This window comes from Pseudomonas kermanshahensis (genome assembly GCF_014269205.2).
Lineage (GTDB): Bacteria > Pseudomonadota > Gammaproteobacteria > Pseudomonadales > Pseudomonadaceae > Aquipseudomonas > Aquipseudomonas kermanshahensis.
Map to the genome: position 1 here is coordinate 5,139,066 of NZ_JABWRY020000001.1, position 12,559 is coordinate 5,151,624.

13 protein-coding genes are annotated in these 12,559 nt (G+C 62.4%); 7 read left to right on the plus strand and 6 right to left on the minus strand.

Annotated elements, in window-relative coordinates:
• Window positions 1-182: 182 nt before the first annotated feature.
• Window positions 183-1,076, plus strand: a complete 894-nt coding sequence (locus tag HU764_RS23055) for a DMT family transporter (RefSeq protein ID WP_186702382.1) — start codon at window positions 183-185, stop codon at window positions 1,074-1,076.
• On the opposite strand, the gene HU764_RS23060 is transcribed toward HU764_RS23055, so the two are convergent.
• The gene (locus HU764_RS23060) at window positions 1,057-1,947 is read right to left on the minus strand and encodes an esterase/lipase family protein (protein ID WP_186702383.1); all 891 of its coding nucleotides are present in this window, start codon (window positions 1,945-1,947) and stop codon (window positions 1,057-1,059) included. The genes HU764_RS23055 and HU764_RS23060 overlap by 20 nt on opposite strands.
• Window positions 1,948-2,070: 123 nt before the next feature.
• Here HU764_RS23060 and osmE point away from each other — a divergent pair, with 123 nt between their 5' ends.
• Together osmE and HU764_RS23070 are read left to right on the plus strand one after the other, a co-directional pair.
• The gene (gene osmE / locus HU764_RS23065; RefSeq protein ID WP_027592558.1) at window positions 2,071-2,412 is read left to right on the plus strand and encodes an osmotically-inducible lipoprotein OsmE; all 342 of its coding nucleotides are present in this window, start codon (window positions 2,071-2,073) and stop codon (window positions 2,410-2,412) included.
• Window positions 2,413-2,460: 48 nt separating this feature from the next.
• Window positions 2,461-2,991, plus strand: a complete 531-nt coding sequence (locus tag HU764_RS23070; RefSeq protein WP_027592557.1) for a ferritin-like domain-containing protein — start codon at window positions 2,461-2,463, stop codon at window positions 2,989-2,991.
• 134 nt (window positions 2,992-3,125) lie between these two features.
• Here the strand turns inward: HU764_RS23070 and HU764_RS23075 are convergent, their stop codons facing one another.
• Window positions 3,126-5,192 (minus strand): AsmA family protein, encoded by a 2,067-nt coding sequence (locus HU764_RS23075; protein ID WP_186702384.1) that lies wholly within the window; start codon window positions 5,190-5,192, stop codon window positions 3,126-3,128.
• 339 nt (window positions 5,193-5,531) lie between these two features.
• Here HU764_RS23075 and HU764_RS23080 point away from each other — a divergent pair, with 339 nt between their 5' ends.
• The 4 genes from HU764_RS23080 (at window position 5,532) to HU764_RS23095 (ending at window position 8,252) form a co-directional block, all read left to right on the plus strand.
• A complete protein-coding gene (locus tag HU764_RS23080) occupies window positions 5,532-5,939 on the plus strand; it encodes a phage infection protein (RefSeq protein ID WP_186677382.1) in 408 nt (135 codons plus the stop codon).
• 124 nt (window positions 5,940-6,063) lie between these two features.
• Entirely contained in the window at window positions 6,064-6,696 is a 633-nt protein-coding gene (locus HU764_RS23085; protein ID WP_186702385.1) for a TetR family transcriptional regulator, read from the plus strand.
• Between the two features lie 139 nt (window positions 6,697-6,835).
• The gene (locus HU764_RS23090; protein WP_186702386.1) at window positions 6,836-7,933 is read left to right on the plus strand and encodes an AGE family epimerase/isomerase; all 1,098 of its coding nucleotides are present in this window, start codon (window positions 6,836-6,838) and stop codon (window positions 7,931-7,933) included.
• Window positions 7,934-8,006: 73 nt separating this feature from the next.
• Window positions 8,007-8,252, plus strand: coding sequence for a hypothetical protein (locus tag HU764_RS23095; RefSeq protein WP_186677380.1), 246 nt, complete (start codon window positions 8,007-8,009; stop codon window positions 8,250-8,252).
• Between the two features lie 48 nt (window positions 8,253-8,300).
• On the opposite strand, the gene HU764_RS23100 is transcribed toward HU764_RS23095, so the two are convergent.
• The 4 genes from HU764_RS23100 to livM all read right to left on the minus strand — a co-directional run bounded on the left by HU764_RS23100 (window position 8,301) and on the right by livM (window position 12,559).
• Window positions 8,301-9,068: an SDR family oxidoreductase gene (locus HU764_RS23100; protein ID WP_186677379.1), complete on the minus strand. Its 768-nt coding sequence runs from the start codon at window positions 9,066-9,068 to the stop codon at window positions 8,301-8,303.
• Window positions 9,069-9,672: 604 nt separating this feature from the next.
• The gene (locus HU764_RS23105) at window positions 9,673-10,389 is read right to left on the minus strand and encodes an ABC transporter ATP-binding protein (RefSeq protein ID WP_027592551.1); all 717 of its coding nucleotides are present in this window, start codon (window positions 10,387-10,389) and stop codon (window positions 9,673-9,675) included.
• Window positions 10,386-11,261 (minus strand): ABC transporter ATP-binding protein, encoded by an 876-nt coding sequence (locus HU764_RS23110; RefSeq protein ID WP_027592550.1) that lies wholly within the window; start codon window positions 11,259-11,261, stop codon window positions 10,386-10,388. The genes HU764_RS23105 and HU764_RS23110 overlap by 4 nt, the downstream gene beginning before the upstream one ends.
• On the minus strand, window positions 11,258-12,559 hold the full coding sequence (gene livM, locus HU764_RS23115) for a high-affinity branched-chain amino acid ABC transporter permease LivM (protein ID WP_186677377.1): 1,302 nt from the start codon (window positions 12,557-12,559) through the stop codon (window positions 11,258-11,260). The genes HU764_RS23110 and livM overlap by 4 nt, the downstream gene beginning before the upstream one ends.

Sequence of the window (12,559 nt, forward strand, 5' to 3'; positions counted from 1 at the left end):
GCTTCAAAGGGTGGGTTGTCTGGATACAAGTATAGGCTTGCGGACAGACAGCGGATAATAGCGGGCTATCGGGGCCTGATGTGCAGGCCTTCGCGGGCAAGCCCGCTCCTACAGGTACAGCGCTGCCTGCAAACTGCGCGCTGCAAAGCAGGCCCAACCTTGCCAAACCGAGTAACCGCGACATGAACTACACCTTCCCCCTGCTCGCCATCCTCATCTGGGCTGGCAACACCGTCGTCACCAAGCTGTCGGCCGGTGCCATCCACCCTGCCGAGATCGGCTTCTATCGCTGGCTGCTGGCCGGCCTGCTGTTCACCCCCTTCCTGTTACCGGCCGTGTGGCGCAACCGCGCCGCCATCCGCCCGCACCTGGGCAAAGTCTTCGTCCTCGGCGTGCTGGGCATGGCCCTGTACCAGAGCCTGGCGTACTTCGCCGCCAGCATCACCAGCGCCACCAACATGGGCATCATTCTCTCGCTGATGCCGTTGATGTCGCTGGCCCTGTCCATCGCCTGGCTCGGCCAGCGCCTGACCTTCGGCGCCTTGATCGGCGCCCTGGTGTCGTTTTTCGGCGTGCTCGAGGTGGTCTCCGCCGGCCATCCCGGGGCGCTGCTGGAACAGGGCCTGAACAGCGGCGACCTGCTGATGCTGGTGGCCACCCTGGCCTACGCGCTGTACAGCTTCCTGCTGAAAAAATGGCAATTGCGCCTGCCGCCCTTGCAGCTGCTGTACTTGCAGGTGCTGGTGGCTATCGTCGTGCTGCTGCCGTTGTTCCTGCTGTCGGACAAGACCGGCCTGAACGCCCACAACGTCGGCCTGGTGCTGTACGCCTGCGTGCTGGCCTCGATGATCGCGCCGCTGGTATGGATGCAGGCCGTGCACCGCCTGGGGCCAAGCCGTACCACGTTGTTCTTCAACCTGCTGCCGCTGGTCACCGCGCTGATTGCCGCCGTGGTGCTGGATGAACAACTGGCCCGCTATCACCTGATCGGCGGCCTGCTGACCCTGGCCGGGGTGATCCTTGCCGAACGCTGGACCACACCGGTGCGCCGCCGCGTCATAGCCCCGCAGCTTTGAGCCGGGCGGCGTGTTCGGTGAACAGCCGCACCGGTTCGGCGCCCTTGCCGACTGCCCCCAGCGACTGGTTGACGATGTCCAGGTGATCGAGCGGGTAGTCATCGCCGATCACCTGCCCCAGGTGCGAGCTGAAGCGCCCGACCATGCCGTCGCAATGGCCCTTTTCCTTGACGAAGCTGCGGGCGAACAAGCGGCAGAAGCGGTTGCTGCCGTCAAAGCGGTTGCGCCCTCGGTCAGTCAGGCCAGGCTGCAAGGTGCCTGACCAGGAGTAGTAGCGCACGCCGTTGACCTGCGCGGGCCCATCACCGCCCCAGGTGTCGGGCAGGCCCTGTGGATAAGCCTGGTTGAACAGCGCCACCCCGGCACTGGTCAGCGCCTGGTGCGAGGCGTGCACATCGATGGGCAGCGGGTCCCGCCGCCAGCCGGTTTCCAGCCACACCAGCAGCACTGCCACGCCATGCAGCACCGCCTTGAGCATGCGCCCTTGGGGTGAATCGCCAGGCGCAGTGCGTTCCAGGTGGTCAGCCAGTTCGGAGCCATGGTTGGGCCCCGCCACCGACGTCACCGAAGCCACCCGGTCGGGCCGTTTGGCGGCCGCATAGCGCGCATCCAAGGCGCCTTGGCTGTGGCCGATCAGGTTGACCTTGGCCGCGCCGCTGCGCTGGCAGATGCCTTCGATGATCGCCAGCAACTGCTCGCCGCGCACTTCGCTGGAATGCAACGGCGACACCTGCACGGCATGCACCTGCGCGCCGCCCTTGCGCAAGGCCGGCACGATCCCGAACCAGTAGGGATAAAGCAGTACCCGCACGAAGCCGAGCATGCCCGGCACCAGCACCACAGGGTATCGCGTAGCCAGTTCCTGCCCCATTGCCCTGCCCCTCTCCGTGGACGACGGCCCACACTACAGCGGCTTCGATGACCATCGCAATCGAACTCCTGGCGCGCCGTGCGGTTCCAAACCAGAACAGACCCTTGAGCAAGGAGCGGGACCATGTACAAGCAGACCCTGGCAATCCTTCTGGCCAGTGCAACCCTGGCCGCCTGCGGCAGCCGCCCGGAAAACCCGGTGGATTACGTCACCTACCGTGACGAACCGTTGGTCAAGCAGGTCGAGCACGGCATGACCATGCAGAAGGTCATTGCCATCGGCGGCAGCCCGTCGAACGTGATCGACCTGCCGCACGGGGGCACCTGCAACGACTACATCCTCAACCGCGACGGCAAGCAGCAGCCCTACTACGTGCGTTTCGACGCCACCGGGCATGTCGACGCCAAGGGCTTCAAGACGTGCAAACAACGACAAGAGGACAGCGACGCCGTCCACGGCGCGTGAGCCTTCGTTACCACTTGACCCCCCGTCCTGATTCGTTTGGAGATAACCATGAGCAACGTTGAACTGACCGATGTGAAAACCCTGCGCGAACGTGCCCGCCAGCACGTGGAGCAAGGCGCGGTGACCGAGGGTTACCACGCCGACCGTACCGAGATCCTGCGCCTGCTCAACGAGTCGCTGGCCACCGAATTGGTCTGCGTGCTGCGTTACAAGCGTCACTACTTCATGGCCAGCGGTATCAAGGCCAGCGTGGCAGCCGAAGAGTTTCTGGAGCATGCCAACCAGGAAGCCGAGCATGCCGACAAGTTGGCCGAGCGGATTGTCCAGCTGGGTGGCGAGCCGGACTTCAACCCGGACAACCTGACCAAGAATTCCCATGCCCAGTACGTGGCAGGTAGCAACTTGAAAGAAATGGTGCTTGAAGACCTGGTGGCCGAGCGCATTGCGATCGACAGCTACCGCGAGATCATTCAGTACATTGGTGATAGCGACCCGACCACGCGCCGTATTTTTGAAGACATCCTGGCGCAGGAAGAAGAGCACGCGGACGATATGTCCGATTTGCTGCAAGGGCTGTAATCGCACGGGGCTGCGTTGCAGCCCATTCGCGGCACAAGGCCGCTCCCACAGGTTCACCGCACAGTTCAGGCTTTGCGGAGCACTTGTGGGAGCGGCCTTGTGCCGCGAATGGGCCGCAAAGCGGCCCCCTTTACTCATTTCTTGCCTTTCACCTCAGTCGGCGCCTTGCCCGCCCTCATCTGCTGCAACAACGGTGTGCACTGATTAGGCTCATCCCCACTGCTCGGCGCGATCAATGCCAGCAACCCCGCCGCCGGCCCCGCGACCACCCCTAACGCCACCATCCCCGCGCCACGCAACGCCAATGGCACAGCCTGCACCCCGGCACTGGGCTTGGCAAACGGCCCGCGCACGTACAACGGCGAACGCAGCGAGAACAGCCGCAGCCCTTTCGACTCTGGGGTGATTTTCAGGTCAAGCTGCTCGCTGGCAAAATTCGCCGTGCCGTTGATGTAGATGATCGCGTTCTCGGTATCGAAGATGAACAGGCGTGTCGTCGCCAGCCCATCCTTGATGCCGACATCGGCCGCCGCGCAGTTGATCTGCACGTCCTCGTCACCGAACAACTTGCCAATCACGTAGTTGCCCACGTTCAGCCCGGCGATTTCCATCAGGCTGCGGCTGACCGCACCATCGTTAATCAACATGCGCAGGTCGCCATTGGCCGTGCCCAGCAGTGCCGCCACCGAGTTGCCGCGGCCGGTGATGTCGGCATCGCCGTTCAACTCGCCAAAGCTGGTCTGCATCGGCGCGAAGGTGGGGAACAGTTGCTTGAGCTTGAAGCCCCGCGCAGTCAGCTGTGCCCGGCCCTGCAAAGGGACGCTGCGGCCATCCAGGCGGATCCTGGAAGCCAGGTTGCCGCCGGCTACGCCAAAGCGCAGCGGTGCCATGCGCAGCAGGCCGTCTTCGAGAATCACGTGGGCAGACAGGTCGTTGAACGGCAATTGCTCACTGTGGACGATGCGCTTGCCGGCAAATTCGACGTCGGCGTCCATGGCGCGCCAGCGGTCGGTGCGAAACTCCTCCACCGGCAGCACTTTGCCCGTCGGCTGCTTGCTGGCTCCGCCGCGGGCTTTCTGCTCGGCGTTGGAATCGGCACCGATCAGCGGCGCCAGGTCCTTGAACAAGAGCTGGTTGGAGACCAGCTTGCCGGAGAGTTTGGGCCGTGGCTGGCTGGCCACGAAGGCCAGGTCGCCGTGGATGTCGCTGTCGCCGATCTTGCCGTTGAACCCTTGGTAATTGAACGTGGCGCCTTGCTCGGCATGCAGGTTGGCGCTGAGGTGGCCGTCGGTGGCATAAGCCGGGGTGTCCGGCAGGGTCACGCCGGTCAATGGGTAAAGGTTGCCCAGGCTATTGCCGGACAGGCGCAGGCGCAGGTCGAGCGCGCCGAGGTTGCGCGGGTCAGTCAGGGTACCGGCAAGCACTACGTGGGTATCCGCGATGCGCACATCGGCCTGCAACGGGAACGGTTGGCTGGCATCCTGCAGCGCCAGCAGGCCACCGATCTTGCCGGTGCCCGACACTGGCTGGCCCTTGTAGCGGCCTTGGGCCTTGAAGCCGAACGCGTAGTCTTGGGCGCCGCCGGTTTTCTCGGCACGCGCCTTGCCGACGATGTCGCTGAACGGGATCGGCTTGCCCAGCGGGTCGACCTGCACCTTCATGCTGGTCTTCAGGGTCTGGTCATCAAGGCTGACGTTGCCTTGGTCAAAACCGATGGCCCCGATGTCCAACGCCCATTTCGAGGGTTCCGCGTTTTCGTCTTTGGGGCCGAAGTCAAAGGTCCAGTTAGCGCGTCCGTCGGCCAGGCGAGTGAGGCTGGCCGTCGGTTTAGTCAGGTTGATGCGGGGGATGACAATCTGCTGGAACACCAGCGGCAGCGGCGCCAGGCGGAATTCCACCCGCTCGAGGCCAACCATTTTCGGCTCCTTGAGCCAATCGGGGTTGCCCAAGGTCAGGTCCTCGGCAATGAAGTGCGGCCAGGGCACCCACGCGCGCCAACCACCTTCTTCAGGTTCGGTGCGCCACTTCACGGCAAGGTTGCCATTGATCGCGAACGGCCGGTGCAGGGCTTCGGATACCTTCTCGTTGAGCAACGGCTTGACGCGGTTCCAGTCGAAGGTGGCGATTACCACCACCAGTATCGCCACGAGGGTCAACAGGGTGGCAAGGGTCCAGACGAGGATTCTGGCGGGTCGCGTCATTGCGTGATTCTCCTGACGGCATGGCACAAAGCGGGCGCCGATGGCACTCATTAACTCGGACTGATGAAAACCCGCTGGGTTTTATCCGTGGCGCCATGATAGCGAAGTTTTTCCTGGCTTCTTGTTCAGCATTTGCGCTGGGCAAAGGCCTTACCCTGGCCCTAAAGCATGAAATCAAAAAGCCATCACCCACCTCAAGACACTTGCACTAGAGCCATCAGCAGCCTCTATCAATGCTGTCGATTGTTACCATTATCCTTATGAACTTTTCTCTGGCGCTCCCGGGCGTAGCATTGGCTCCGTACCCACTTTCCAGCCCCCCAGAGGAGCACCGAAATCATGAAACGCCACCTGCTGACCCTGACCCTGTCCCTGCTTGCTGCCAACGCTTTTGCCCTGCCGGCCGCTGAACAGCACCTGACCGCCGAATCGCGTTCCAGCACCGCAGAAATCGCCCAGCCGCTGAAAACCGTTGCCGAAGGCGGTTCGGATCGCTTGATCGAACGCACTGGCCGCGTAGCCGAAGGCGGCTCCGACCGCTTGATTGAACGCACTGGCCGTGTAGCCGAAGGTGGCTCCGATCGCCTGATCGAACGCACTGGCCGGGTTGCCGAAGGTGGCTCCGATCGCCTGATCGAGCGTGCTGGCCAAGTCGCCGAAGGCGGTGCCGACCGTTTGATCGAACGCGCTGGCCGTGTAGCTGAAGGTGGCTCGGATCGCCTGGTTGAACTCAGCCGTGTGAGCTGATCGCCATGGTCGAAAAGAACAACCTGCAGCACATTGCCTGCTCACCTCCAAGCCCGGTCCATTGACCGGGCTTCGTTTTTTTAACTAGAGTGCCCAGCCTCGACCGACACAGAATCCTGCCCCCATGCTGCCGCGCGCCGAACAGAAGCTACAGACCCGCCAGGCCCTGCTCGATGCCGCCTGCCAGCTCATGGAGAGTGGCCGTGGTTTCGGCAGCATCAGCCTGCGCGAAGTGGCGAAAACGGCGGGTATCGTACCGACCGGTTTCTACCGGCATTTCCCCGACATGGACGCACTGGGCCTGGCCCTGGTGGCCGAGGTCGATACCACCTTCCGCCAGACCATCCGCCTGGTGCGCCAGAACGAATTCGAGTTTGGTGGCATTACCGACGCCTCGGTACGCATCTTCCTCGACGTGGTCGCCGCCCACCGCGCCCAGTTCCTGTTCCTGGCCCGTGAGCAATACGGGGGCTCGCAGGCGGTCCGCCAGGCGATTGCCCGCCTGCGCCAGGACATCAGCGACGACCTGGCCACCGACCTGGCACGCATGAAGCGCTGGCAGCACCTGGACACTGCGGCACTGGCGGTGATGGCCGACCTGGTGGTGAAGACCGTATTCGCCACCCTGCCGGAGCTGATCGACAGCCCCGACGCGGGTTATCCACAGGCCCTGACCGCGCAGGAAAAAATCACCCAGCAGTTGCGCTTCATCTTCGTCGGCGCACGCCATTGGCAAGGCTTGGGTAACCCGGGCTGATCTGTTGGCTATGCGGGCCTCTTCGCGAGCAGCTCGATCACCTGTGGGAGCGGGCTTGCCCGCGAAGAGGCCCGTGTAAACAACCCAAAACCCCAGTTCTGCTACCATGGCGCACTGCCCGATTGTGACGAGCGCTTTCATGTCCGACCCCCGCCCCACTCCGCCCGAACTGGCCCGCTTCAACCAGCACTTCGCCGAGCGTATCGTGCCGCTGTGGCAAGGCCCGGGCTGGAACGACGAAATGGCCCTGCCCTTCGAAGCCCTGGACGCCCAGCACCGCCCATTGCCCGTGCAACGCTACCGGGCGATGGCCTGCGCTCGCCAGCTGTACCTGTTCAGCAGCCGCATCGAGCAACCCGGCGCGGCAGCGCGAGCGGCGGCGTTGTTCCGTTCGTTGCAGCGGCATTTTCACGATGCCGAGCACGGTGGCTGGTTCTACAGCATCGATGCCGAAGGCAAGCCGCTGGACCGCCGCAAAGACCTCTACACCCATGCGTTCATCGTGTTTGCCTGCGCCCATTACTGGGGCAAGGTTCGCGAGAGCCTGGTGGAGTCTGCACTGAACGCTGCCCTGGAAATCATCAGCGAGCAGTTCGCCCGCGACGACGGCCTGTACGAGGCCAGCCTGGGTGAAGACTGGTCCGACCTGGGCAGCGGCCCGCTGCAGAATCCGCAGATGCACCTGGCCGAAGCGTTCCTGCAGGTGCTTGCCGTGCGTGAGGATGAAGGCGTGCAGCAGGCCCTGCTGCACCTGTGCGAGGCCCTGCAGGCGCAGTTCATCGAACCGCAGCATGGCCTGATGCTGGAAAAGCCAAATGGCGCTGTGGATAACTGGTTCGAACCGGGTCATCAGTTCGAGTGGTTTTACCTGCTCGATACCTCGCCCCTGCTACGTGGCACGCCACTGCATGGCTCCATTGCCCGCGCCTTCGAATACGCCGAGCAGTACGGGGTTAAAGATTCGGCGGTGCTGTCGATGCTCGCGGTGGACGGCAAGGTGCTCGATGCCACCCAGCGGATCTGGGCCCAGGCGGAGTACCTGCGGGCGCTGGCGTTGCGGTCAGGGAATGAGGCGAAACTGGCTGCGCAATTGCAGGCGATGGAGCAGCGGTTCCTGCATGACGGCGGCTGGTATGAGTGCCGAGATGGCGAGGGCGCGGTCAGCCGACATGACATGCCTTCCACTACGCCTTATCACTTGGCGACTTGCCTGGAAGGGCTTCAGCGCTTGCAATGACCTGACATTTTTACCAGTTTCCGTTCTCGTGTCGCGTTGATAGCGTAAGGGCTCCATTGATAGGAGTTTGACCATGAGCAATGAAACGCTGAAGGCTCACTTCCAAAAGGAAATTGCTGCTACCGAAAAGGATGTCGCGACCTCGAAGCTTGAGAAGAACAAGCTGCTCCACGAGCAAAAGCTGGGCCTGCTTTCAAGCCTGCTGAGGTATGCCGAGGGGCACCCAACCAGAGAAGATGCCATGCTCGCTGATGTCGTCAACGATATGCTGCAAGCCTTGCACCTTCTCGATTCAAACAAAACCTTCCGCGACCACTGAAAGCCGTGAAGCAGCATGGGCAGGCTTTTTACCCGCCCATGCTGCTGATCAGCCCTTGACCGACCGATCGATCGAGAACCCTGCCCAGTCCTGGCTCACTGGCATCAGCTCCAGGCTGTTGATGTTGATGTGCGCCGGCTGGTTGAGAATCCAGAAGATGGTCTCGGCAATATCCTGCGGCTGGATCGGCTCGGCACCTGCGTAGGTGGCGTCGTACTTGGCCTGGTCGCCACCGAAACGCACCAGCGAGAACTCGCTCTCGCACAGCCCCGGCTCGATGTTACTGACGCGCACGCCCGTGCCGCGCAGGTCGCAACGCAGGCTCAGCGAGAACTGCCCGACGAACGCCTTGGTGCCGCCATACACGTTGCTGCCCGGGTAGGGGTAATTGCCCGCCACCGAGCCGACGTTGAGGATCGACGCGCCACGCCCGTGGGCGATCAACCGAGGCAGCAGCAGGCGCGTGGTGTACATCATGCCCTTGATGTTGGTGTCGACCATGGTTTCCCAGTCGTCCAGGCTGCAGTTCTGCGCCGCATCCACGCCCAGGGCCAGGCCGGCGTTGTTGACCAGGCCACGCAGTTTATCGAACCCAGGCGGCAGGTTGCCGATGGCCGCCTCCATGGCTTTGCGGTCGCGTACATCGAGCACCAGCCCGTGCACCTCGGTCTGGGCTGACAGTTCTGCGCACAGCGCATCCAGGCGCTCCTTGCGGCGACCGGTGAGGATCAGCTTCCAGCCGGCCTGTGCAAAACGTCGGGCGGTGGCCTCGCCGAAACCGGAAGTCGCGCCAGTGATGAATACGGTGGACGTCATGCTGTGTTCCTCGCTGTGGATTATTTTCGGCAGGGTTTGCAGCATGCCTTCGTACCACGCAGGCAGCAAGCCATTGAAGCCATTGGTCAAAAAATGATCACACCTACCAAAGCCGCGTAGCAGAGGGCTTCGCGCCAGCTATGCGCACGTTATCCACAAGGCTTTCCCCACGGATTGGGGGCAACTTATCGTGCTCGCGGAACCCTTTCAGCGATCCACGGTCGGTGGATATCTCTGAGGTGATGGCGCAAGGCTTTCAACCATGCCGCTTGCAGCGGTCTGTCCAAGGTTTTTGCACAGACTTACCCACAGGTTTTACGAGGCATCGGACGCAGCAGCCTGTGAGTAAAAAACCGTGAAAAATCATCCACAAGGGCAAAGCGAACAAAAAATGATCAACGCCCTACAAGGCATGAAAACAAAGGGCTGTAGCGAGGTGCACCCATGTTTTCCACAGGCGGTTCCACATTATCCGTGGGTAAAACAAGGCTGTGGAAACAATGGCTTGCGAAGGGTTTTTGGAGAGGCTAAAGAAGGCTGTGCGACAAGTTGTCCACATTCGGCTTGAAGCACTGAGGCCGCTGTGCGGCCCCAGTGTGACCACTCAGTGCCCGCCCAAATAGGCGCTGCGCACTTCCTCGTTCACCAACAACTCCTGGCCGGTGCCCGTCATGCGGATCTGCCCATTGACCATCACATACGCCCGGTCCGACAACTTCAGCGCATGGTTGGCATTCTGCTCAACCAGGAAGATGGTCATCCCAGTCTTGGCCAACTCACGCAAGGTGGCGAAGATCTGCTTGACCACAATCGGCGCCAGCCCCAGCGATGGCTCATCGAGCAGCAACAGCTTCGGCCGGCTCATCAGCGCGCGGGCAATGGCGAGCATCTGCTGCTCGCCCCCCGACATGGTCATGGCCCGCTGGGTGCGCCGCTCCTTCAACCGCGGGAACAGCTCGTACATCCGCTCCATGTCCTCCTTGGCGTATTTGTCGCCAATCGGGATGGTGCCCATCATCAGGTTTTCCTCGACGGTCATGTCGGGGAACACCCGCCGCCCCTCAGGTGACTGCGCAATACCGTTGGAAGCGATGTAATGCGACGACTTGCGGGTGATGTCTGTGCCCCGGTAAACGATGTGCCCCGAAGACGCGCGCGGCTGGCCGAAAATCGACATCAGCAAGGTCGATTTGCCGGCACCGTTGGCACCGATTAGGCTCACCGTCTCGCCTTCGTTGATGTGCATCGACACCTTCTTCAGGGCCTGGATCGGCCCGTAGAACACATCCAGCTCCTTCAGCTCGAGAATGGGTGCACTCATACCAGTTCCTCTTCGTCTGCACCCAGGTAGGCGGCAATCACCGTCGGGTTGTTGCGGATTTCCTGTGGCGCGCCTTCGGCGATCACGTTGCCATGGTCAAGCACGACGATATGGTCGGAAATGCTCATGACCATGCCCATGTCGTGTTCGATCAGCACCACGGTGATGTCGTGCTCGTCACGCAGCACGCGGATCATGCCACTGAGCGCCTCGGTTTCCTGCGGGTTGAGGCCGGCAGCCGGTTCGTCCAGGCAGATGATCTTCGGCCGCGTGCACATGGCCCGGGCGATTTCCAGGCGACGCTGCTGGCCATAAGACAACTCACCGGCCAAGCGGTTGGCGCAATCGACCAGGTCGACCACCTCCAGCCAATAGAACGCATGGTCGAGGGCATCGCTCTCGGCCTTGCGGTAGGCCTTGGTGTTGAGCACCCCGGCCAGCAGGTTGCGGTTGACCCACATGTGCTGGGCCACCAACAGGTTCTCCACCACCGACATTTCCTTGAACAGGCGAATGTTCTGGAAGGTCCGGGCGAGGCCGGCGCGGTTCACCAGGTGGGTGCCGCCGAACATCTTGTAGTACAGGCGGTTGGCAAAGCGCGCGGGCGAAACGAAGTCCGTCGCCTGGAAGCGCTCGCCGAGCAACTGGATGACGTTGGTCTGGCTGCCGCGCACGTTCAGTTCGATACGCCCGCCGCTGGCTTTGTAGAAGCCGGTCAGGCAGTTGAACACCGTGGTCTTGCCCGCACCGTTGGGGCCGATCAGCGCGAAGATCTGGTTGCGCCGGACCTTGAGGCTTACGTCACTCAGCGCCTTGATGCCGCCAAACTGCATCATCAGGTTGTCGACCGACAGAATGATATCGTCGTTCATGGCGCCACTCCTTTACGCGGGACCACACCGGCACGGCTGATGCGGATCAGCCCACGCGGTCGCCAGATCATCATCAACACCATCAATACGCCAAACAGCAGCACGCGGTATTCCGAAAAGCTGCGCAGCAGCTCTGGCGCCACGGTCAGCACGAACGCTGCGATCACCACACCGACGGTCGAGCCCATGCCACCCAACACGACGATGGCGAGGATCAGCGCCGACTCGAAGAAGGTGAACGACGACGGGTTGACGAAGCCCTGGTACGTGGCGAAGAACACGCCCGCCAGGCCCGCGGTGGAAGCCCCCAGGGTGAAAGCCGAAAGCTTGACCAGCACGTGGTTCAGGCCCATCGAGCGGCAGGCGATCTCGTCTTCACGCAGGGCTTCCCAGGCACGGCCAACCGGCATGCGGGTCAACCGGTGCTTGATGTACAGCACTGCCAGCACCACCAGGAACAGCACGGCGTAGATGAACACGAACTTCAGGTTGGCGTTGTAATCGATGCCAAGAAACTCATGGATCGGCACCCCACCGTCCTTGGCCCGGCGGCCGAATTCCAGGCCAAAGAAGGTCGGCGACGGTGCCGGCATGCCGTTCGGGCCGCCCGTGAACGACAGCCAGTTGTTCAGCACCAGGCGGATGATCTCGCCAAAGCCCAGGGTCACGATCGCCAGGTAGTCACCGTGCATGCGTAACACCGGGAAGCCGAGTATGCACCCCGCCAGCGCCGCCGCGATCGCCGCCAGCGGCAGCACGCTCCAGAAGCCCAGGCCCAGGTACTGGTAGCCCAACGCCAGGCCGTAGGCGCCGATGGCGTAGAACGCCACGTAACCCAGGTCGAGCAGGCCCGCCAGGCCGACCACGATGTTCAGGCCAAGGCCCAGCAACACATAGATCAGGCCGAGGATGACCACGGTCAGCAGGTACTTGTTAGCAAAGATTGGGAAGACGATGGCAATCACCACCAGCGCCGGGATGATGTAGCGCAGCCGCGACTTGTAGTCCGGCGCGTTCACATGCACGCCCGAGCCACCGTTGTCGAAGCCTTGGAGCATGCGCCGCCCGGCGCCCGTCTGCAGGTACAGGCTGAGCAGGAAGCGCCCGACCATCACCCCGCCAACCAGCCACGCCACGCGGCGGGGTTCGGCATTGAAGCTGTAGCCGTCGAGCACCACGCCGACGACCGGGCCAAAGACAATGAGTGCCAGCAGGCCGGCGACGAAGGTCTCCAGCAGGCTGCGTTTGAGGTCGAAACCATTGGTTTCGGAAACAGGGGCAGTTTTGGCAGTGGACAT

What these genes read in the sequence shown, in the direction of transcription:
- HU764_RS23055 (WP_186702382.1), top strand. Translation starts at nt 183, where the DNA reads ATGAACTACACCTTCCCCCTGCTCGCCATCCTCATCTGGGCTGGCAAC.
- HU764_RS23060 (WP_186702383.1), bottom strand. Translation starts at nt 1,947, where the DNA reads ATGGGGCAGGAACTGGCTACGCGATACCCTGTGGTGCTGGTGCCGGGC.
- osmE (WP_027592558.1), top strand. Translation starts at nt 2,071, where the DNA reads ATGTACAAGCAGACCCTGGCAATCCTTCTGGCCAGTGCAACCCTGGCC.
- HU764_RS23070 (WP_027592557.1), top strand. Translation starts at nt 2,461, where the DNA reads ATGAGCAACGTTGAACTGACCGATGTGAAAACCCTGCGCGAACGTGCC.
- HU764_RS23075 (WP_186702384.1), bottom strand. Translation starts at nt 5,192, where the DNA reads ATGACGCGACCCGCCAGAATCCTCGTCTGGACCCTTGCCACCCTGTTG.
- HU764_RS23080 (WP_186677382.1), top strand. Translation starts at nt 5,532, where the DNA reads ATGAAACGCCACCTGCTGACCCTGACCCTGTCCCTGCTTGCTGCCAAC.
- HU764_RS23085 (WP_186702385.1), top strand. Translation starts at nt 6,064, where the DNA reads ATGCTGCCGCGCGCCGAACAGAAGCTACAGACCCGCCAGGCCCTGCTC.
- HU764_RS23090 (WP_186702386.1), top strand. Translation starts at nt 6,836, where the DNA reads ATGTCCGACCCCCGCCCCACTCCGCCCGAACTGGCCCGCTTCAACCAG.
- HU764_RS23095 (WP_186677380.1), top strand. Translation starts at nt 8,007, where the DNA reads ATGAGCAATGAAACGCTGAAGGCTCACTTCCAAAAGGAAATTGCTGCT.
- HU764_RS23100 (WP_186677379.1), bottom strand. Translation starts at nt 9,068, where the DNA reads ATGACGTCCACCGTATTCATCACTGGCGCGACTTCCGGTTTCGGCGAG.
- HU764_RS23105 (WP_027592551.1), bottom strand. Translation starts at nt 10,389, where the DNA reads ATGAGTGCACCCATTCTCGAGCTGAAGGAGCTGGATGTGTTCTACGGG.
- HU764_RS23110 (WP_027592550.1), bottom strand. Translation starts at nt 11,261, where the DNA reads ATGAACGACGATATCATTCTGTCGGTCGACAACCTGATGATGCAGTTT.
- livM (WP_186677377.1), bottom strand. Translation starts at nt 12,559, where the DNA reads ATGTCCACTGCCAAAACTGCCCCTGTTTCCGAAACCAATGGTTTCGAC.